Here is an 18,365-nt window from a genome sequence, read left to right on the forward strand (position 1 = left end):
GGTATAGAGGGCCAAGGGAGACAGCATCGTCATGCAGGACACGAAGGCCGGAACACGCATTCGCCCCTGGCGGATCGCCGTCTGGGGAGGCGCGGGTCTGCTGCTGCTGGCCCCGCTGGTCGCGATGCAGTTCACCGACGAGGTGGCGTGGACCGGCTCGGATTTCGCGATCATGGGCGTGATGCTGGCGATCGTCTGTGGCGGCCTCGAACTGACGGTGCGCCTGTCGCGCAATCACGCGGCGCGCGCCGGCGCGGCCGTGGCGCTCGCCGCGGGGTTCGTGCTCACCTGGATGAACCTCGCGGTCGGCTTCATCGGCAACGAGAACAATCCGCTGAACCTGATGTTCTTCGGCGTGATCGCCACCGCGGCGGTCGGCGCGGTGGTCGCCCGACTGCGCCCGGCGGGGATGGCGACGGCCATGATCACGACGGCCGCGGCCCAGACCCTCGCCGCGGTTGTCGCCCAGGCGTACGGCCACTTCACCTGGATCCTGACGGCGGGGTTCGTGGCGCTGTGGCTCGGGTCGGCCTGGCTCTTCCGGAAGGCGGCCCGCGAGCAGGCGGCGGCCTGAGGCGTCATCCCGACCGTTGCCCGGTCGCACGTCCTGCGCATAACTGCCCCGTCTTGATCCGGCAGGGGTGTCCATGGCCAGTCGTCGCACGATCCTTTTCGGCCTGACCGCCGCCGCCCTCGCGTCACCGGCCCTCGCCAGGCCACGCTTCAGGCCGCTGTTCAACGGCCGCGATCTCGACGGCTGGACGCCGGTCGGCGACGCGAACTGGACGGTCGGGGGCGGGGTGCTGTCGGCCGACAGGGGCGGCATGAGCTTTCTGGTGTCGCGGGACAGCTTCCGGGACTTCGACCTGCGGGCGGAGATCTGGGTCAGCGACGACGCCAACTCGGGCATCTTCATCCGCTGCGCCGATCGCACGGCGATCACGCCCGCCACCGCCTATGAGGTCAACGTCTTCGACCGGCGGCCCGACCCGACCTACGGCACCGGCGCGATCGTCAATATTGCGCCGGTCTCGCCCATGCCCAAGGCCGGCGGGCGCTGGAGCCGGATGGAGGTCCGGGCGCGGGGCGACGCCTTCACGGTCGTGTTCAATGGCCAGACGACGGTCGACGCCGTCCGCGACGCCGCCCACGCGGAGGGGCCCATCGCCCTGCAATACGGGGCGGGCGTGGTGAAGTTCAGGGCGGTGGAGGTTCGGGCGGTCTAGGGGACATGTACCGGAGGTACGTGTCCCCTAAACCCGCAGCCGCTCGATTGGGGGACACGTACCTGCGGTACATGTCCCCGGGCTTACGCCGCTTCCAGCGGGCAGCCCGCCAGGGTGATGCGGTGCATCAGCCGGTAGTGGCCGTGATAGTCGTTCTTCGCGAAATGCCACGTTGCGCGGTTGTCCCAGATGGCCACTGTGCCCGGCTCCCAGACCAGGGTGTGAACCCGGTCCATGTTCATGGCGTGGGCGTAGAGCTTCATCAGCAGGGGCATGCTCTCCTCGCGGGTCATGCCCTCGAAGCGCAGGGTGAAGCTGGGGTTCACGTACAGCACGCTCTTGCCGCTGCCGGGGTGTCTGATGACCACCGGATGGACCGTTTCCGGCGTCTCGACGCCGCCCTTGGCCAGTTCGGGCTGGTCGGTCTTCGCGTAGACGCCCTTTTCGCCGAACACATGGTCGGAGCCGTGCACGGCGCGCAGGCCGGCGATCTGCGCCTTCGTCCCGGCGTCGAGCGTGTCGTAGGCGGCGTACATGTCGGCGAACAGGGTATCGCCGCCGCTGGGCGGCAGGTCGCGGGCGACCAGCACCGACCCCATGGCCGGCGCGACGTCGTAGCTGTGGTCGGTATGCCAGCCGCCGCCGATGTTGGTCGTCTGCTCGGCGGTCTTCTCCACCTTGGCGATGACCGGATAGCCGGGGGCGGCCGGGAAGAAGCGGTTCACGTCGATCGGCGCGATACGCTCGGCCAGGGCGATGTGCTGTTCCGGCGTCAGGCTCTGGCCGCGGAAGATCAGCACGCCGTGGTCGAACAGCGCCTGGCGCAGGGTGTCGACCTCCGCCGGGGTCAGGCGGGCCAGATCGACGTCCTTCACCTGGGCGCCGCAGCCGGGCAGGGGGTCGATGCGAAGGGCGGTCGTGATCATGGCGGGCTCCGGTTGTCGTCGGGAGTGGGCCACAGGTCTGGCGCCTTGAATGTCACTGAAGTTACAGTGAGCCATGAACGCCGATCCCCTCGACCGCGTCGCGGCTATCCCGTGGTTCGCCCGCCAGCCCGCCGCCCGCCGCGAGGCCCTGTTGCGCGCCGGCCGGCTGTCGCGACGGGGCGCCGGCGAGTGGATGCACGGCGAGGGCGACGAAGAGACCGGCGTGCTGGCTGTCGTCGATGGGGGGCTGAAGGTCTATGGCCAGGCCCCCGGCGGGCGGGAGGCGCTGATCGGCCTGCTGCCGCCGGGCACGGTCATCGGCCAGAGCGCGGCCTTCGGCGGCGGCCCGCGCATCGTCACGGCCATCACGGCGGCGCCGTCGCTGATCTTCACCCTGTCCGACAGCGCCCTGCGCCGGGTCGCGGCGGGTCATCCCGACCTGTGGGAGGCCCTGACCGCGCTGGTCTACGGCCAGCTGCGCATCAACGCCCAGGCGGTGGCGGAGTTCGTGGCGCTGAGGCCGCGCGAGCGGCTGGTCTCGCGCCTGCTGCAGATGGCCGCCCAGACCGTCGGCGACATCCCCGTCTCGCAAGGCGACCTGGCCGAGATGATCGGCGTGACCCGCAAGGCGGTGAACGGCTGGTTGGGGGAGCTCGAGGCGGCCGGGCTGGTGGTGCGGGGCTACGGGGTGATCCGGGTGCTGGATACGGGGCGGCTGGAGCGGATGCTGGAAGGATGATGGCCATGGCGCCCTGCGTCCTTCGAGACGCTGCTCCGCTGCTCCTCAGGATGACGAACAGGGTTTGGTTGCACTAAAGCTCGTCAGGGTGAGGAGCGAGCCATCAGGCGAGCGTCTCGAACCGCGCAGAGACCCATGACCAACCTCTTCGACACCCTGACCGCCAACGGCGCGCCCGCCGCGCCCTTCCTCGAACGGCCCGATGGTGCGGTCGACACCTACGCCGACCTGCAGGCGCACACGGCGCGCTACGCCCACGCCCTGCGCGCGCTGGGGGTGAAGGTCGGCGACCGGGTGGCGGTGCAGATCGAGAAGAGCCCGGAGAACCTCTACCTCTACCTCGCCGTGGTGCGGGCCGGCGCGGTGTTCCTGCCGCTGAACACGGCCTACACGATCCGCGAGCTCGACTACTTCATCGGCGACGCCGGGCCTTCGCTGGTGGTCTGCGATCCGTTGGTCGAGGAGGAGGTGGCGGGGCTGGTCGACGCCCTCGACGCCCGGGTCGTGACGCTGGACGCGGGCGGGGAGGGGAGCCTCGCCGACATCGCCGCCACCCGGCCGACGACGTTCCCGACCGAGCCGCGCGAGGCCGGGGATCTGGCCGCCATCTGCTACACCTCCGGCACAACGGGCCGGTCCAAGGGCGCCATGCTGACCCACGGCAACCTGGCCAGCAACGCCGCGACCCTGGTCGACCTGTGGCGGTTCACGGCGGATGACGTGCTGATCCACGCCCTGCCAATCTATCATGTGCACGGGCTGTTCGTGGCGACCAACGTGACCCTGATGGCCGGGGCCTCGATGCTCTTCCGGCCGAAGTTCGACGCGGCTGAGGCGCTGTCGCTGTTCCCGCGGGCCACGGCCCTGATGGGCGTGCCGACCTTCTACACCCGGCTGCTGGCCCAGCCCGGGCTGACCCGCGAGGCGGTCGCCGGCATGCGGCTGTTCATCAGCGGCTCGGCGCCGCTGCTGGCGGAGACGCATGACCAGTGGCGCGTGCGCACCGGCACGGCGATTCTCGAGCGCTACGGCATGACCGAGACGGGGATGAACACCTCCAACCCCTATGACGGCGACCGCGTGGCCGGCACGGTCGGGCCGCCGCTGCCGGACGTGGCCCTGCGCATCGCCGATCCCGAAACGGGCGCGGCGCTGCCGCCCGGCGAGATCGGCATGATCGAGGTGAAGGGGCCCAACGTCTTCGCCGGTTACTGGAACATGCCGGAGAAGACGGCCGCCGAGTTCCGCACCGATGGCTTCTTCATCACCGGTGACCTGGGGAAGATCGACGAGCGCGGCTACGTCCACATCGTCGGGCGCGGCAAGGACCTGATCATCTCCGGCGGCTTCAACGTCTATCCCAAGGAGGTCGAGGCGGAGATCGACGCCCTGCCGGGGGTGGTCGAGAGCGCGGTCATCGGCCTGCCGCACCCGGACCTGGGGGAGGGCGTCACCGCCGTGGTCGCCACCGGCGGCAAGGGCGCGTTCAGCGAAGCGGCGGTGATCGCCGCGCTGAAGGACAGGCTGGCCCGGTTCAAGCAGCCGAAACGCGTCCTGTTCGTCGACGACCTGCCGCGCAACGCCATGGGCAAGGTGCAGAAGGCGCTGCTGCGCGAGCGGCACGCCGGGCTTTACAAGACCGACGCGTAAGTTTCTATTCGCAACCCAATGCGGAGTTGCCGACATGTCGAAGAAGGTCGTGCTGGTCATCGGGGCCGGGGACGCCACCGGCGGGGCCGTGGCGCGGCGGTTCGCCCGCGAAGGGCATGTCGCCGTGATCGTGCGTCGCGACGCGGACAAGCTGACGGCCCTGACGGAACAGATCACCGCCGAAGGCGGGGAGGTTCACGCGTTCGGCGTCGACGCCCGCAAGGAAGACCAGATCGTCGACCTGTTCGCCAGGATCGAGGCAGAGATCGGCGAGCTGGACGTGGTGGTGTTCAACATCGGCGCGAACGTCAACTTCGGCATCGTCGACACCACGGCCCGCGTCTACACCAAGGTCTGGGAGATGGCCGCCTTCGCCGGCTTCCTGACCGGGCGGGAGGCGGCGAAGCACATGCTGCCGCGCGGGCGGGGCACGATCCTGTTCACCGGGGCCACGGCCTCGCTGCGCGGCGCCAAGGGCTTCTCGGCCTTCGCCGGGGCCAAGTTCGCGCTGCGGGCCCTGGCCCAGTCGATGGCCCGAGAACTGGGCCCGCAGGGCATCCATGTGGCCCATCCGGTCATCGACGGGGCCATCGACACCGCCTGGATCGCCGAGAATTTCCCGCAGCGCTACGCGCTCAAGGACCAGGACGGGATCCTCGACCCCGACCACATCGCCGACGCCTACTGGATGCTGCACAGCCAGCCCCGCGACGCCTGGAGCCATGAGCTGGACCTGCGGCCGTGGATGGAGACCTTCTGATGACCAAGACCGTAGACTTCCTGTTCGATGTCGGCAGCCCGACGACCTACCTGGCCCACAAGCGCATGCCCGGCCTGATCGAGCGGACCGGCGCGACGGTCCACTACGTGCCCGTGCTGCTCGGCGGGATCTTCAAGGCCACCGGCAACGCCTCGCCGGTCACCGTGCCGGCCAAGGGCGTCTGGATGGGCGCCGATATGGCGCGGTTCGCGAAGCGGTTCGACGTCACGCTGAACATGAACCCGCACTTCCCGATCAACACCATCACCATGATGCGCATGGTGGCGGGGCTGGTCGGGGATGAGCGCTACCCGGCCGTGGTAGATACGCTGTTCGACGCCATGTGGAAGGGGCGGAAGAACATGGGCGATCCGGCCGTGCTGGCCGAGGTGCTGACGAAGGCCGGCTTCGACGCGCCGGCGCTGATCGCGCTGGCCGAGACGCCGGCGGCCAGGGACGGGCTGAAAGCCAACACCGAGGCGGCCGTGGCGCGCGGGGTGTTCGGCGCTCCGACCTTCTTTGTCGGCGACGAGATGTACTTCGGCCAGGACCGGCTGGACTGGGTGGAAGAGGCGGTCGTCGCGAGCTGAAGCAGATTGCGTGGTTCGACACGCGCTTCGCGCTGCTCACCATGACTTGGAATAAATGCATGTGATCCTGAGTAGGCCCGAAGGGCCGTGTCGAAGGACGCACCTAATAGGCCTTCCCGTTGACCTTCTTCACCGGCACGGCGTCGAGGTCGAAGTCCTCGATGAGGCGGGCGTTGATCGAGAGGCGCGGGTCGTTGAAGTCCGGCGCGCCGCTGTCGAAGCTGGGGAACTCGCTGTAGGTCCCGCAGCCGCAGACGCCGCAGTGGTGATGCTGGCCGAGGTAGTGACCCCACTGATAGGTCGAGACCCGGTCGCGGGCCGTGGTCAGGCGGAACTGCGCCGGCCGGTAGTAGGCCCACAGCGCGCCTCGCTTCGAGCAGAACGAGCAGTTGCAGCTCGATACCTCGGTCGGCGGGCTGTCGATCTCGAACTGTGTCGCGCCGCAATGGCAGCGGGCCTTGAGGGTCATGGTCATCTCCTGGATCGTCCGGCGTTGAGGGATAGCGCGCCTCTGTTGTCAGCGTCCTGTCAGCACGCTGTCACGGCATGCTGGACTCGGTCGACCGCGTTTTGCGAGGCTCGGGGTCAGGGACCAGGGAGACGGCCATGACGGACACGCTCACCACCACCGATCTCGCGGACGCCACGGCCGGGGAGACCGCGCGGGCGATCGCGGCAGGCGCCATCAGCGCGCTGGAGGCGACCGACGCCGCCATCGCCCGCATCGAGGCGCTCGACGGGGCGATCAACGCGGTGGTCGTGCGCGACTTCGACCGGGCGCGGTCGGCGGCGAAGGCGGCTGATGCGGCGGTAGCGCGGGGCGAGCGCCGGCCGCTGCTCGGCGTGCCGATGACCGTCAAGGAGGCCAACTGGGTCGCCGGCCTGCCGACCACCTGGGGCATGGAGCACTGGGCGAACTGGAAGGCGCCCGTCGACGGCGTCGGCATCGCCCGGCTGAAGGCGGCGGGCGCGATCATCCTCGGCAAGACCAACGTGCCGCCGATGCTGGCCGACTTCCAGAGCGACAACCCGGTCTATGGCCGGACCAACAACCCCTGGGATGTGACGCGCGGACCGGGCGGCTCGTCGGGCGGGAGCGCCGCGGCCCTCGCGGCCGGGATGGTCCCGCTGGAGTTCGCCTCGGACATCGGCGGCTCGATCCGCATTCCGGCAGGCTTCTGCGGCGTCTACGGCCACAAGCCGAGCTACGGCCTCGTGCCGCTGCGCGGCCATACGCCGCCGGGACTGGAGGGCGTCGACGTGCCGGTCGCGGTGGTCGGGCCGATGGCGCGGACGGCGGCGGACCTCGCGCTGGCGCTGGGCGTGCTGGCCGGGCCGGACGCGATGGAAGCGGTCGGCTACCGCCTGGCCTTGCGGCCGCCGCGGCAGGAGCGCCTGGCCGACTTCCGCGTGCTGATCCTTGACCATCATCCGCTGGCGGCGACGGACGACGAGATCGTCGCGGCGCTGAACGGTCTGGGCGACCGGCTGGAAGAGCTCGGCGCGCGGGTCGACCGGCAGACCGAGCTGCTGCCCGACCTGGTCGAGGCGCAGGGCGTCTACGGCGCGATCCTCAATGTCGCCATGACCCGCGGCCAGCCGGGCGCGCGGCCGCCCAGCGCCCACGACTGGATGGGGCTGCTCGACGCACAACTGGGCATCCGCCGCCAATGGGCGCGGTTGTTCGAGGGCTTCGACGTGGTGCTGGCGCCGACGCTGGGCACGCTGGCGTTTCCGCACGACGCCAATCCGGATCCGGGCGCGCGCACCCTGCTGATCAACGGCGAGGAGACGTTCTATTTCAGCCAGATCGCCTGGTCGGGCGTCGCCACCCTGGCGCACCTGCCGGCCACCGCGGCGCCGATGGGCCTTAGCAGGGCCGGCCTGCCGATGGGGGTTCAGATCATCGGGCCCTACCTTGAGGACCGCACGACCATCGCCTTCGCCGGCCTGCTGGAGCAGGTGTTCGGCGGTTTCGTGAAGCCGCCGGGGTACTAGCCGGCGATCAGCGCCGCTCTCTCCTCCGGCGCCAGCGGACGCCAGCGGCCCTCGGGCAGGGCGCGCAGCGTGATCGGGCCGATACGGGTGCGCAGCAGGTCGACGACGCGCAGCTCGACGAGGTCGCACATGCGGCGGATCTGGCGGTTGCGGCCTTCCTTGAGCACGAAGCTCAGGGTCTGCTTGCCCGACAGGTTGACCTGGGCCTGCTTCAGCTGGCGGCCGTCGAGTTCGAGGCCGAAGCGCAGCAACTCGATCTTGTCCTGGGTGATCTCGCCGACGACCTGGACGCGGTATTCCTTCTCCAGGTCGGAGTCGGGGCCGATGACCGCCTTCGCCACCACGCCGTCCTCCGAGAGGATCAGCAGGCCGCGGCTGTCCATGTCGAGCCGCCCGATCGGGGCCAGCCGGCTGTCGCGGCCGGGGATGGCCGTGCCGGGCCCCCAGAGGGTGCTGCGGTTGATCAGCCGCACGGCCGGGATCTGATCGCCCTCGGGCTGGGACGAGACGATGCCGACCGGTTTGTGGAACATCAGGGTCAGGCTGGACGACAGCTCGCCGGTGGCCTTGTCGGCCAGGGTGAGGGTCTGGCCGGGCAGGATCTTGCGCCCCGCGTCCTCGACCACCTCGCCGTCGATCGTCACCAGCCCGCGGCCGATCAGCGCCTCGGCCTCGCGGCGCGAACAGACGCCGCTCTGCGCCAGCCAGCGGTTCACCCGCTGGGGTTCGGGTTCTTCGTAGAGACGGGTCCAGGCCATGGTTGTGTGTCTAGGCCCGGACCCGGGGGCGTCAAGCCGCTTCCGCCGCCGCCTTCATGTCGCGCAGGCCCTGTTCGAACACCGGACCCATCATCTTCTCGGTGTTGAACACCAGGCTCATCAGCTTGGCGATCAAGGGCTGCGGGCCGTACATCGCCCAGGTCACGCGCGTGCCGCCGGCCTCGGGAGTCATGGTGAACTCCGCCATGTTGTGGGCCTCGAACGGCTTGAGGAAGTCGAGCTTGATCAGGACCGTCTGGCCGGGTGCGGCTTTGATGATCTCCATGGCTCCCACCCCGGTCTTGGGGCCCTCCCAGCCGTACTTCGCGCCCAGGCCGCTGGCGGCTCCGCTGTAGCTGCGCTGCAGGGCGCCCTCGGCGTCCATCTTTTCGAACGGCGACCAGACGGTCCAGCGATGGAAGTCGCTGATCAGGGGGTCGATCGCCGTGGCGGGGGCGTTGATGAGGGTGCTGCGCTCCAGCCGGAAGCTGTCGGGGCGTGTCGCGACAAGCACCGCGAGGGCCAGGAGGAGGATGCCGCCGACGAGGGCGACAATGACGGGCAGGCTCATGACATATCTCCGATCAGGCCTGGTCGGCCGGCTGGTTCATCGCCCAGTGGACGCCGAAGCGGTCCTTCAGCGAGCCCCAGCGATCGCCCCAGAACATCAGCGCCACCGGGTTAATGACCTCCAGGCCCGCGTCGGCCGCGCGGTGGAACCAAGCGTCGATGTCGTCGACCACCAGCTGCATGGTGAAGCTGTGGGACGGCTGGTGATCGTAGCCGCTCTCGGGGAAGCAGTCGCTGAGCATCAGCGAGCCGCCGTTGATCTCCAGATGGCAGTGCATCAGGCGCTTGCCGTCCTCGGCCGGCATGCGCCGGTGCTCGATCGCGCCGAAGGCGGCCTTGTAGAGCTCGGCCGCGTCGGCCGCGCCGACGACGTTGAGATAGGGGATGACGCCCTTCATGGGCGGGGCTTGCTCGGACATCTCGGGACTCCGTGGATCGGACTGGTCAGAAGGTCGGCAGGAGGGCGGCCAGCTGGTCGGCGCACTGGCCCCAGCCTTCGAGGAAGCCCATCTGCTCATGCTGGGCCTTGGCCTCGGCCGTCCAGTGGCGGGCGCGGGCGGTGTACTTCGTCCGGCCGTCCTCGAGCGGCTCGAACTCGACGATGGCGACCATGAACGGGCCGGCCGGAACCCAGTCGCCGACGAAGGCGTCGGTGAACACCAGCCGGCGGCCGGGTGCGACCTCGAGATAGACGCCGGGGTTCGGATACTCATTGCCGTCCGGGTCGCGCATGGTCACCGAGGACGAGCCGCCGGGGCGGATGTCCTGCTCGATCTTCGAGATCGTCCAGGGGGCGGGGACGAACCACTGCCTCAGCAGCTCAGGCTCGGTCCAGGCCCGCCAGACCTTCTCCGGGGGCGCGTCGAAGATGCGTTCGAGAACCAGTTCATGCTCGGGCGTCATGGGCGAGGTCTTCCTCTGTGGTGTCGTCCCAAGGACGACCGGGCGGGCGGCGATCCGACAGACCGGCGCGAAAATTCGTCAGTCCGTGGCGCTGCGCTGGAGCAGCTGGTCGAGGTGGCGGCGGATATGGGCGGCCTCGGCGGGCGTGTTGGCCAGCGCGATCGCCTGGTTGAAGGCGACGCGGGCGCCGGCGTCGTCGCCCAGCTGCTGCAGCAGGGCGCCGCGCACGCCGAAGAAGTGGAAGTAGCCGGCGAGACGGGACTCCAGGGGCGCGATCAGGTCGAGCGCCGCCTGCGGGCCGTCAGTCTTGCTGACGGCCACCGCGCGGTTCAGCGTGATCACCGGCGAGGGGGTGAGCCGCTCCAGCGCGCCATAGAGGGCCGAGATCCCGGCCCAGTCGGTATCCGCCGACGTCGGGGCGCGGGCGTGCAGGGCGGCGATGGCGGCCTGGATCTGATAGGGACCGGGCCGCCGGTGGCGCATGGCCTTGTCGACCAGGGCCAGGCCCTCGCTGATCAGCCGCCGGTCCCACAGCGCGCGGTCCTGGTCGTCGAGCAGCACGATCTCGCCCTCGGCGTCGAAACGCGCGGCGGCGCGGGCGTGCTGCAACAGGAGCAGGGCGGTCAGGCCCATGATCTCCGGCTCGGTCTGGTACAGACGCAGCAGCAGCCGGGCCAGGCGGATGGCCTCGTCGGCGAGGCGGGCCCGGTCGTCGTGCCGCCCGCCGGCGGAATAGCCCTCGTTGAAAACGAGATAGATCATCGCCGCCACGGCCGCGACCCGTTCGGCCCGTTCCGCGGGGCCGGGGGTCTCGAACGCCACGCCGGCGCCGGCGATCTTCGCCTTGGCGCGGGTGATCCGCTGTTCCATCGCGCTTTCACCGACCAGGAACGCCCGGGCGATTTGCCGGACCGACAGGCCCGAGACGATCCGCAGGGCGAGCGCGATCTGCTGGGTGGCCGGCAGATCGGGGTGACAGCAGATGAACATCAGCCGCAGCACGTCGTCGCGGTAGTCCGCGCCGTCGAGCCGCTCGGCCATCGGTGTCTCTGCGTCATCGGTGTCGGACAGCACCGTCTCGTCGGGCAGGACGGTCTGCTTCGCGCGGCGACGCGCGCCGTCGATGCCGGCGTTGCGACCGACCATGATCAGCCAGGCCGCCGGATCACGCGGCGGACCGTTGACCGGCCAGGCCTTCAGCGCTCGCAGACAGGCGTCCTGGTAGGCTTCCTCAGCCGTGTCGAGATCGCGGAAATAGCGCAGCAGCGCGCCGACCGCCTGGGGCCGCGCGCCGGTCAGGGCGGCGTCGATCCAGGCGAGGTCGGTCACCCGAGCGCCTTGCCCGGCCGGAAATAGCCGATCGGCCGGATCTCATAGGCGCCGCCCGGGTTGGCGGCCGCCAGCTCCCGCGCGATCGCCAGGCCCTCCTCCAGGCCGTCGATGTCCAGCAGGTAGAAGCCGAGCAGCTGTTCCTTGGTTTCGGCATAGGGACCGTCGATGACCAGGTCCTGATCCTTGCGCAGGGTGGTGGCCGCGGTCGTCGGCAGAAGCCGCAGCGAAGGGCCGAGCTTGCCGGCCTTGTCGAGCGTCTGCTGAACGGCTTCGAGGCGCGCCATGACGGCGGCGTCCTGATCCTGGTCCCAGGCGAACACCTCGGCCTCGTTGTTGTAGCAGAGCAGGGCGTAGAGCATCGGCGCGGTCTCCTTGTGCACGAAGGACGAAGCAGTATGCCGCGCTCCGACAGGGGCGGTTAGATTTTTGCCGGCCGGATGGACGCCCGTCATGGAACTTCGGTCGCCGCGGCGGGTTCCTGCTGCAGAGGTCAGGGCGATACGCCCGACCGGGAGCTCCCCAATGCGAAAACATTTTCTGGCCGCCGGCATCGCCGCGGCCGCGCTGATTCCGTCGTTCGCGATGGCGCAGCAGCAGACCTGTGAACAACAGCGCAGCAACCGCGTCGCCGGCACCGTGGCCGGCGCCGGCATCGGCGCGATCGTCGGCAGCGCCGTCGCGGGCCGCGACGACCGCGGCAAGGGCGCTGTCCTCGGCGGCGTCGCCGGGGCCATCATCGGCGCCCAGGTCGCCAAGTCCCAGGGCGACTGCGCCCATGCCTACGGCTACTACGACAGCAATGGCCTGTGGCACGCCAATGACGTCCAGCGAGCGGACGCAGCCGGCTACTATGACCGCGACGGCGTCTGGATGCAGGGCGCGCCGAACGGCTACTACGACACCAACGGCCGCTGGGTCGCCGCAGCCTCGAACGGTTCGAACGGCTACTACGACGCCAACAACCGCTGGGTTCCCGCGTCTTCGAACGGCTACTACGACAGCCGCGGCCAGTGGGTCGCCGGCGCCGCCAGCGGCTACTACAACACGCGCGGTCAGTGGATCGCCGGGCCCGCGACCGGCCACTATGACCGCGACGGTCGCTGGATGGCCGGCCAGGCCAGGGGCCGCATGAACGCCGACGGCGTCTGGGTCGCCGACGCCCAGCCCGGCTATTACGACGCCAACGGTCGCTGGCGCGCCGGCGACGTGTACGGCTACTACGACAACGCCGGCCGCTGGACGGCCACGCGCGCGACGCCGGTCAGCGATCGCCCGGCCTATGGCCGTTACGACAGCAACGGCGTCTGGCACGCCAGCGACGAGCCTCGCGCCAACGCGGCCGGCTACTATGACCGCAACGGCGACTGGGTCGCCGGCGCGCCGAACGGCCACTACGACGCCTCCGGCCGTTGGGTCATGAACCCGTCGGGGTCCGACGCGAGCGGCTACTATGACACCAGCGGACGCTGGGTCCCGGCTTCCGCCGCCGGCTACTACGACAGCCGCGGCCAGTGGGTCGCCGGCGCCGCCAGCGGCTACTACGACACCCGCGGTCAGTGGATCGCCGGCCCCACGACCGGTCGCTACGATCGCGACGGACGCTGGATGCCAGGCCAGGCTTCGGGTCGCCCCAACGCCGACGGCGTCTGGGTTCCCGACGCCCAGCCGGGTTACTACGACTCGAACGGCCGCTGGCGCGCCGGCGAGGCCTACGGCTACTACGACGCCCGTGGCCGCTGGGTGGCCACCGCGACCCCGCCCGCGCCGCAGATGACCTACAACGCCGACGGCGCCTGGGACGGCGCCCCGGCCGACCTGCGCGGCCGTGAAGTCTGGCTCGACCAGCGCATCCGCTCGGGCATGCGCCAGCGCACGCTCGGCGTCAGCGAAGGCAACGAAGCCCTGCGCCAGCTGTCGATGATCCGTCGCCAGGAACTGCGCATGCCGCACAGGGGCGGCCGGCTGAACCGCAGCGACACGATGCGGATCCAGGAGCGTCTGGACCGTCTGGCCAACAGCCTCCACTGGAAGCGCCCGAGCCAGGGGCCGCGCGGCTACTAGGGTCTGATCGGTCGTTCAGACAAAGGCGCGCCCGCCGGACGGTGTCCGGCGGGCGTCGCTGTATTCAGGGTCTGGCGTCAGGCGGCGGCGCGTTCGGCGCGGCGCAGCTGGCGCAGCTGGCGGAAGGAGATCAGCCGGCGGCTGCCTTCGTCCCACAGGGCCAGCGACACCGTCTTGAAGCTGTCCACCAGGCCGAGACGGCTGACGTCGCGCAGCTCGGGATGGTCCTTCAGCACCTTGGTCAGGCGGTAGTAGGGGATGCGGCTGTTGACGTGGTGCACGTGGTGCACGCCGATGTTGGCCGTCATCCAGCGCAGCGGGGCCGGCAGGTCGTAGTGCGAACTGCCGTGCAGGGCCGCCTCGGTGTGGTCCCACTCGCCCTTGCGGGCCCAGTAGCCGTTCTCGAACTGATGCTGGACGTAGAACAGCCACACGCCGATCGAGGCCGCCAGCAGAATGGTCGGTAGATGGATCAGCAGCAGCCCCTTCCAGCCGCCAGCCCAGATCACCAGTCCCACCAGCACGGCGATGGTCACATTGGTGCCCATGGCGCTGAGCCAGGGCTTCCAGCCTTCCTTCATCAGGCCCATCGGCATGCGCTGCTCAATGACGAACACCCAGGCGGGGCCGATGATGAACAGGACGATCGGGTTGCGATAGAGGCGGTAGCCGATCCGGCGCAGCAGCGGCAGGGCGCGGTACTCGGCGACCGTCAGGGTGGCGATGTCGCCGAGACCCCGGCGGTCCAGGTCGCCGGAGGTGGCGTGGTGGATCGCGTGCGACCGGCGCCAGCAGTGGTAGGGCGTCATGGTCAGCACGCCGATCAGCCGGCCGGTCCAGTCATTGGCGGCGGGGCTGCGGAAGAAGGACTGATGGCTGCAGTCGTGCTGCACCATGAACAGTCGCACCAGGAAGGCCGCCGCCGGGATCGACAGCAGCAGCGCCAGCCACCACAAGCCGAAGATCGCCGCCATCCAGGCGGCGGTCCAGATGGCCAGCAGGGGCGCGGCGCTCAGCACGATCTCGAGGATCGAGCGGCCGTGGCTGGGTTGCTGATAGGCGGTGAGGATCTTGCGCCAGCGGCGCGGCTCGGAGGAATGCGTGGTCAATGTTTCTTCCCGACTCGCGCCAACCGTTTCTGCGAACGGTCTAGCCCGACAATGCGACGGAGATGTTTAAGCCCGCGTGTCGAGTCGCGCGAGGCGTCGTGGCGACGCAGGACGCGGAACAGGGGGGCTGTGCGGGTCTCCGGATACGCCCCGAGTGAGGCTTATTGCGGGCAGACGTGGACCTTCGCCGCTGTCCCTCGGACGTGCAAATGGGCTAGCGCTTGCGGAACGCCTTCGCGTCGCGGGCCAGGCTGCTGGCCCAGTCGTCGCTCGCCTCGGCGGGCGGGGCCTGGAACGGCAGTTCCCCGGCGACGCCGCGGATCGCCAGCCACAGGGGCAGGGCGTAGTGGCCGAGCATGCGCAGCGGACGGCGCTTGTCGGTCACGTCCCAGCCGGCGTCCTCGAAGGCGAACACCTGCTGGGCTGGCGGTTTGCGGTCGACGCCGTCCCAGTCGGCGGGCAGGTCTATCGCCTCCGCCTCGTCCGGCGTCAGCCCGAAACTGCCCCGGCAAACGGCGTCGATCTCCGGAACCTCCGCCCGCGCCTCGGGCTCGGCGAGCGAGGGCTTCATCAGCGCCCGGGATTCCAGGTCGGCGATACCGGGCAGATCGATCAGACGGCGCAGGAGCTGGGTCATGCGGGCAGGGTAGCGGCGGAGCAGGCAGGGCGCCAATGCCGCGTGGTTCGAGACGCCCGCTTTGAGGCTCGCTCCTCACCATGACGGGCTTTGGTGTTTGTCATCCTGAGGAGCGGACCCTCAGGTCCGCGTCTCGAAGGACGCAATCCTGTTCCCGCCGCCCGCTTCGGCGTATCCTGCACGCGCAAACCCCGTGAGGACCCCATGGCCGGCCTGAAAGACAAACGCGGCTTCATCGATCGCGACCGGCTGGACCTCTCCGAGCGTCAGGCTGTCGAGTACTGGATGAAGCGCTGGGGCGTGACCAGGGAGCAGCTGATCGCCGCCCACCGCGCCGCCGGCCGCATGACCAAGGACATCGCCGCCCATCTCGGGAAGAAGCGCTGAGGCCGGAATATCGGGCGATTGCTGGGGAAAACCCCGCTTTTCCCTGCGTCCGTCCGCCGCGCCGGGTCCCGTGCGCTTGAATGCGCCGACGAAGCGGCCACATATCCTTCACAAAGGCCGCTCAGTGTAGGGTTGCCTGCGCGGCGCCGACAGGGCCGCGCGTAGGAGAATGGTATGACCGACATCCGTACGCTTCCGGTGTTGCCGCTGCGGGACATCGTTGTGTTTCCCCATATGGTCGTTCCCCTGTTCGTGGGGCGCGACAAGTCGGTCCGCGCGCTTGAAGAAGTGATGCGCGGCGACAAGCAGATCCTTCTGGCCACCCAGAAGAATTCCGCCGATGACGATCCGGTCACCGACGACATCTACGATGTCGGCGTCGTGGCCACCGTGCTGCAGCTGCTCAAGCTGCCCGACGGCACGGTCAAGGTTCTGGTCGAGGGCAAGCACCGCGCCGCGGTGATCAAGTTCACCGACCGCGAGGACTACTACGAGGCCGAGACCGCCCTCATCGACGAGGACGGCGGCGAGGAGCACGAGGCGGAAGCCCTGTCGCGCGCCGTGGCCGAGCAGTTCGAGAACTACGTCAAGCTCAACAAGAAGATCCCGCCCGAAGCCCTCGCATCGATCCCGCAGATCACCGAGCCGGGCAAGCTGGCCGACAGCATCGCCGCCCACCTGTCCGTCAAGATCGGCGACAAGCAGCAGCTGCTGGAAATCTTCAATGTCGTGAAGCGCCTGGAGAAGGTCTTCTCGCTGATGGAGGGCGAGATTTCCGTCCTGCAGGTCGAGAAGAAGATCCGCTCGCGCGTGAAACGCCAGATGGAGAAGACCCAGCGCGAGTACTATCTGAACGAGCAGATGAAGGCGATCCAGCGCGAGCTGGGCGACCAGGACGACGGTCGCGACGAACTCATCGAGCTGGAAAAGCGCATCAAGAAGACGCGCCTTTCGAAGGAAGCCCGCGCCAAGGCCGAGGGCGAGCTCAAGAAGCTGCGCAACATGAGCCCGATGTCGGCCGAGAGCACGGTCGTGCGCAACTACCTCGACTGGCTGCTGTCCATTCCGTGGGGCAAGGCCAAGCCGAAGAAGATCGACCTCGCCCGCGCCGAAGCGATCCTGGAAGAGGATCACTACGGCCTGGAGAAGGTGAAGGAGCGCATCCTAGAGTACCTGGCTGTCCAGGCCCGGACCAACTCGCTGAAGGGGCCGATCCTGTGCCTCGTCGGCCCTCCGGGCGTCGGCAAGACCTCGCTCGGCAAGTCGATCGCCAAGGCGACCGGCCGTGAGTTCGTGCGTCTGTCGCTCGGCGGCGTGCGTGACGAGGCCGAGATCCGCGGTCACCGCCGCACCTACATCGGCTCGATGCCCGGCAAGGTCATCCAGTCGATGAAGAAGGCCAAGGCGGTCGACCCGTTCTTCCTGCTCGATGAAATCGACAAGATGGGCAGCGACTATCGCGGCGACCCGTCCTCGGCCCTGCTGGAAGTGCTCGACCCGGCCCAGAATTCGACCTTCGCCGACCATTATCTGGAGGTCGACTACGACCTGAGCCAGACGATGTTCGTCACCACGGCCAACAGCCTGAACATGCCCCAGCCGCTGCTGGACCGCATGGAGATCATCCGCATCCCCGGCTACACCGAGGATGAGAAGGTCCAGATCGCCATCCGCCACGTGCTGCCCAAGCTGACCAGGGACCACGGTCTGAAGGACAGCGAGTTCGTGGTGCCCGAGCAGGCGATCCGCGACCTGATCCGCTATTACACCCGGGAAGCCGGCGTGCGGTCGCTGGAGCGGGAGCTGGGCAACCTGGCCCGCAAGGTCGTCCGCGACCTGGCGCGCGAGGGCGTCGAGTCGATCACCATCGATGACGAGCGCCTGGCCAAGTACGCCGGGGTCAAGAAGTACCGCTACGGCGAGACCGACGAGGAAGACCAGGTCGGCATCGTCACCGGACTGGCCTGGACCGAGTTCGGCGGCGACATCCTGACCATCGAGGCCATCCGCATGGCCGGCAAGGGCAGGATGGCGATCACCGGCAACCTCAAGGACGTGATGAAGGAGTCGATCTCGGCGGCGAACAGCTACGTTCGCTCACGGGCCCCGGCCTTCGGCATCAAGCCCTCGGTGTTCGAGAAGACCGACATCCACGTGCACGTGCCTGACGGCGCGACGCCCAAGGACGGTCCCTCGGCCGGCGCGGCCATGGCCACGGCGATGGTCTCGGTGCTGACGGGCATCCCGATCCGCAAGGAAATCGCCATGACCGGCGAGATCACCCTGCGCGGTCGCGTGACGGCCATCGGCGGCCTGAAGGAAAAGCTGCTGGCCGCCCTGCGGTCCGGCGTGAAGACGGTGCTGATCCCTCAGGAGAACGAGAAGGATCTGGCCGACGTACCTGAAAACGTGAAGCGCGATCTGGAGATCATCCCGGTCTCGACGATCGATCAGGTGCTCGCCCTGGCCCTCGTCGGACCGCTGACGCCCATCGAATGGACCGAAGCGGACGAATCGATTGCTGCACCTGCGAAGGTCGATGACGGGCTGGATGACGCGGTAATCACGCACTGATCCCGAACCATCCTGAGTTATCAACGATAATGTGGGCCGTCCGGGTGATTCCCGGGCGGCCTTTCGTTTGACGCAGGGGCGCCATCCGCCATAATCCCTTGCAGGCGCACGGCTCGCCCTTGGGGGGAACGCCGCGCCGCACAAC

Annotated in this window: 20 protein-coding genes; 10 read left to right on the forward strand and 10 right to left on the reverse strand. The window is 69.1% G+C overall.

Annotated features, from left to right (window positions below; genetic code table 11):
• The first annotated feature begins 31 nt into the window (after positions 1 to 31).
• Positions 32 to 574, forward strand: coding sequence for a hypothetical protein (locus AC1RN0_RS08920; RefSeq protein ID WP_492787087.1), 543 nt, complete (start codon positions 32 to 34; stop codon positions 572 to 574).
• Positions 575 to 647: 73 nt separating this feature from the next.
• On the forward strand, positions 648 to 1,226 hold the full coding sequence (locus AC1RN0_RS08925; protein ID WP_492787088.1) for a 3-keto-disaccharide hydrolase: 579 nt from the start codon (positions 648 to 650) through the stop codon (positions 1,224 to 1,226).
• Positions 1,227 to 1,309: 83 nt separating this feature from the next.
• On the opposite strand, the gene AC1RN0_RS08930 is transcribed toward AC1RN0_RS08925, so the two are convergent.
• Positions 1,310 to 2,152: a TauD/TfdA dioxygenase family protein gene (locus AC1RN0_RS08930; protein WP_492787089.1), complete on the reverse strand. Its 843-nt coding sequence runs from the start codon at positions 2,150 to 2,152 to the stop codon at positions 1,310 to 1,312.
• A 73-nt stretch (positions 2,153 to 2,225) separates the two neighbouring features.
• Here AC1RN0_RS08930 and AC1RN0_RS08935 point away from each other — a divergent pair, with 73 nt between their 5' ends.
• From AC1RN0_RS08935 to AC1RN0_RS08950, 4 genes are all read left to right on the forward strand, one after another.
• A complete protein-coding gene (locus AC1RN0_RS08935; RefSeq protein WP_492787090.1) occupies positions 2,226 to 2,891 on the forward strand; it encodes a Crp/Fnr family transcriptional regulator in 666 nt (221 codons plus the stop codon).
• A gap of 135 nt (positions 2,892 to 3,026) precedes the next feature.
• Positions 3,027 to 4,541, forward strand: coding sequence for a malonate--CoA ligase (locus AC1RN0_RS08940; RefSeq protein WP_492787091.1), 1,515 nt, complete (start codon positions 3,027 to 3,029; stop codon positions 4,539 to 4,541).
• Positions 4,542 to 4,575: 34 nt separating this feature from the next.
• A complete protein-coding gene (locus AC1RN0_RS08945) occupies positions 4,576 to 5,301 on the forward strand; it encodes an SDR family oxidoreductase (RefSeq protein ID WP_492787092.1) in 726 nt (241 codons plus the stop codon).
• Positions 5,301 to 5,891: a 2-hydroxychromene-2-carboxylate isomerase gene (locus tag AC1RN0_RS08950; protein ID WP_492787093.1), complete on the forward strand. Its 591-nt coding sequence runs from the start codon at positions 5,301 to 5,303 to the stop codon at positions 5,889 to 5,891. Before AC1RN0_RS08945 ends, AC1RN0_RS08950 begins: the two co-directional genes overlap by 1 nt.
• A 103-nt stretch (positions 5,892 to 5,994) precedes the next feature.
• On the opposite strand, the gene AC1RN0_RS08955 is transcribed toward AC1RN0_RS08950, so the two are convergent.
• Positions 5,995 to 6,360: a GFA family protein gene (locus AC1RN0_RS08955; protein WP_492787094.1), complete on the reverse strand. Its 366-nt coding sequence runs from the start codon at positions 6,358 to 6,360 to the stop codon at positions 5,995 to 5,997.
• A 137-nt stretch (positions 6,361 to 6,497) separates the two neighbouring features.
• Between AC1RN0_RS08955 and AC1RN0_RS08960 the strand changes: the two genes are divergently transcribed.
• A complete protein-coding gene (locus AC1RN0_RS08960; RefSeq protein ID WP_492787095.1) occupies positions 6,498 to 7,889 on the forward strand; it encodes an amidase family protein in 1,392 nt (463 codons plus the stop codon).
• On the opposite strand, the gene AC1RN0_RS08965 is transcribed toward AC1RN0_RS08960, so the two are convergent.
• The 6 genes from AC1RN0_RS08965 to AC1RN0_RS08990 form a co-directional block, all read right to left on the reverse strand.
• Positions 7,886 to 8,647 (reverse strand): pseudouridine synthase, encoded by a 762-nt coding sequence (locus AC1RN0_RS08965; protein WP_492787096.1) that lies wholly within the window; start codon positions 8,645 to 8,647, stop codon positions 7,886 to 7,888. The genes AC1RN0_RS08960 and AC1RN0_RS08965 overlap by 4 nt on opposite strands.
• A gap of 31 nt (positions 8,648 to 8,678) precedes the next feature.
• A complete protein-coding gene (locus AC1RN0_RS08970) occupies positions 8,679 to 9,218 on the reverse strand; it encodes an SRPBCC family protein (protein ID WP_492787097.1) in 540 nt (179 codons plus the stop codon).
• A gap of 13 nt (positions 9,219 to 9,231) precedes the next feature.
• A complete protein-coding gene (locus tag AC1RN0_RS08975) occupies positions 9,232 to 9,636 on the reverse strand; it encodes a VOC family protein (protein WP_492787098.1) in 405 nt (134 codons plus the stop codon).
• A 25-nt stretch (positions 9,637 to 9,661) separates the two neighbouring features.
• A complete protein-coding gene (locus tag AC1RN0_RS08980) occupies positions 9,662 to 10,120 on the reverse strand; it encodes an SRPBCC family protein (protein WP_492787099.1) in 459 nt (152 codons plus the stop codon).
• Between the two features lie 78 nt (positions 10,121 to 10,198).
• Complete coding sequence (locus AC1RN0_RS08985; protein ID WP_492787100.1) at positions 10,199 to 11,449, reverse strand: RNA polymerase sigma factor; 1,251 nt, start codon at positions 11,447 to 11,449, stop codon at positions 10,199 to 10,201.
• Positions 11,446 to 11,811, reverse strand: coding sequence for a YciI family protein (locus tag AC1RN0_RS08990; protein WP_492787101.1), 366 nt, complete (start codon positions 11,809 to 11,811; stop codon positions 11,446 to 11,448). Before AC1RN0_RS08990 ends, AC1RN0_RS08985 begins: the two co-directional genes overlap by 4 nt.
• 163 nt (positions 11,812 to 11,974) lie before the next feature.
• Here AC1RN0_RS08990 and AC1RN0_RS08995 point away from each other — a divergent pair, with 163 nt between their 5' ends.
• Positions 11,975 to 13,513, forward strand: coding sequence for a YMGG-like glycine zipper-containing protein (locus AC1RN0_RS08995; protein WP_492787102.1), 1,539 nt, complete (start codon positions 11,975 to 11,977; stop codon positions 13,511 to 13,513).
• A gap of 77 nt (positions 13,514 to 13,590) precedes the next feature.
• On the opposite strand, the gene AC1RN0_RS09000 is transcribed toward AC1RN0_RS08995, so the two are convergent.
• A complete protein-coding gene (locus AC1RN0_RS09000; RefSeq protein ID WP_492787103.1) occupies positions 13,591 to 14,622 on the reverse strand; it encodes a fatty acid desaturase in 1,032 nt (343 codons plus the stop codon).
• A 214-nt stretch (positions 14,623 to 14,836) separates the two neighbouring features.
• Positions 14,837 to 15,259, reverse strand: a complete 423-nt coding sequence (locus AC1RN0_RS09005) for a hypothetical protein (protein WP_492787104.1) — start codon at positions 15,257 to 15,259, stop codon at positions 14,837 to 14,839.
• A gap of 204 nt (positions 15,260 to 15,463) precedes the next feature.
• Between AC1RN0_RS09005 and AC1RN0_RS09010 the strand changes: the two genes are divergently transcribed.
• The gene (locus tag AC1RN0_RS09010) at positions 15,464 to 15,646 is read left to right on the forward strand and encodes a DUF3606 domain-containing protein (RefSeq protein WP_492787105.1); all 183 of its coding nucleotides are present in this window, start codon (positions 15,464 to 15,466) and stop codon (positions 15,644 to 15,646) included.
• 174 nt (positions 15,647 to 15,820) lie between these two features.
• Entirely contained in the window at positions 15,821 to 18,220 is a 2,400-nt protein-coding gene (gene lon / locus AC1RN0_RS09015; protein ID WP_492787106.1) for an endopeptidase La, read from the forward strand.
• Positions 18,221 to 18,365: the final 145 nt, after the last annotated feature.

This window comes from Caulobacter sp. GW821-FHT12F03 (genome assembly GCF_058806855.1).

Excerpts from the sequence above, each read along its gene's own strand:
- AC1RN0_RS08950 (WP_492787093.1), top strand. The coding sequence starts at position 5,301 with ATGACCAAGACCGTAGACTTCCTGTTCGATGTCGGCAGCCCGACGACC.
- lon (WP_492787106.1), top strand. The coding sequence starts at position 15,821 with ATGACCGACATCCGTACGCTTCCGGTGTTGCCGCTGCGGGACATCGTT.
- AC1RN0_RS08995 (WP_492787102.1), top strand. The coding sequence starts at position 11,975 with ATGCGAAAACATTTTCTGGCCGCCGGCATCGCCGCGGCCGCGCTGATT.
- AC1RN0_RS08990 (WP_492787101.1), bottom strand. The coding sequence starts at position 11,811 with ATGCTCTACGCCCTGCTCTGCTACAACAACGAGGCCGAGGTGTTCGCC.
- AC1RN0_RS08935 (WP_492787090.1), top strand. The coding sequence starts at position 2,226 with ATGAACGCCGATCCCCTCGACCGCGTCGCGGCTATCCCGTGGTTCGCC.
- AC1RN0_RS08965 (WP_492787096.1), bottom strand. The coding sequence starts at position 8,647 with ATGGCCTGGACCCGTCTCTACGAAGAACCCGAACCCCAGCGGGTGAAC.
- AC1RN0_RS08920 (WP_492787087.1), top strand. The coding sequence starts at position 32 with ATGCAGGACACGAAGGCCGGAACACGCATTCGCCCCTGGCGGATCGCC.
- AC1RN0_RS08980 (WP_492787099.1), bottom strand. The coding sequence starts at position 10,120 with ATGACGCCCGAGCATGAACTGGTTCTCGAACGCATCTTCGACGCGCCC.
- AC1RN0_RS08925 (WP_492787088.1), top strand. The coding sequence starts at position 648 with ATGGCCAGTCGTCGCACGATCCTTTTCGGCCTGACCGCCGCCGCCCTC.
- AC1RN0_RS09010 (WP_492787105.1), top strand. The coding sequence starts at position 15,464 with ATGGCCGGCCTGAAAGACAAACGCGGCTTCATCGATCGCGACCGGCTG.
- AC1RN0_RS08940 (WP_492787091.1), top strand. The coding sequence starts at position 3,027 with ATGACCAACCTCTTCGACACCCTGACCGCCAACGGCGCGCCCGCCGCG.
- AC1RN0_RS08955 (WP_492787094.1), bottom strand. The coding sequence starts at position 6,360 with ATGACCCTCAAGGCCCGCTGCCATTGCGGCGCGACACAGTTCGAGATC.
- AC1RN0_RS08930 (WP_492787089.1), bottom strand. The coding sequence starts at position 2,152 with ATGATCACGACCGCCCTTCGCATCGACCCCCTGCCCGGCTGCGGCGCC.
- AC1RN0_RS09005 (WP_492787104.1), bottom strand. The coding sequence starts at position 15,259 with ATGACCCAGCTCCTGCGCCGTCTGATCGATCTGCCCGGTATCGCCGAC.
- AC1RN0_RS08975 (WP_492787098.1), bottom strand. The coding sequence starts at position 9,636 with ATGTCCGAGCAAGCCCCGCCCATGAAGGGCGTCATCCCCTATCTCAAC.
- AC1RN0_RS08960 (WP_492787095.1), top strand. The coding sequence starts at position 6,498 with ATGACGGACACGCTCACCACCACCGATCTCGCGGACGCCACGGCCGGG.
- AC1RN0_RS08970 (WP_492787097.1), bottom strand. The coding sequence starts at position 9,218 with ATGAGCCTGCCCGTCATTGTCGCCCTCGTCGGCGGCATCCTCCTCCTG.
- AC1RN0_RS08945 (WP_492787092.1), top strand. The coding sequence starts at position 4,576 with ATGTCGAAGAAGGTCGTGCTGGTCATCGGGGCCGGGGACGCCACCGGC.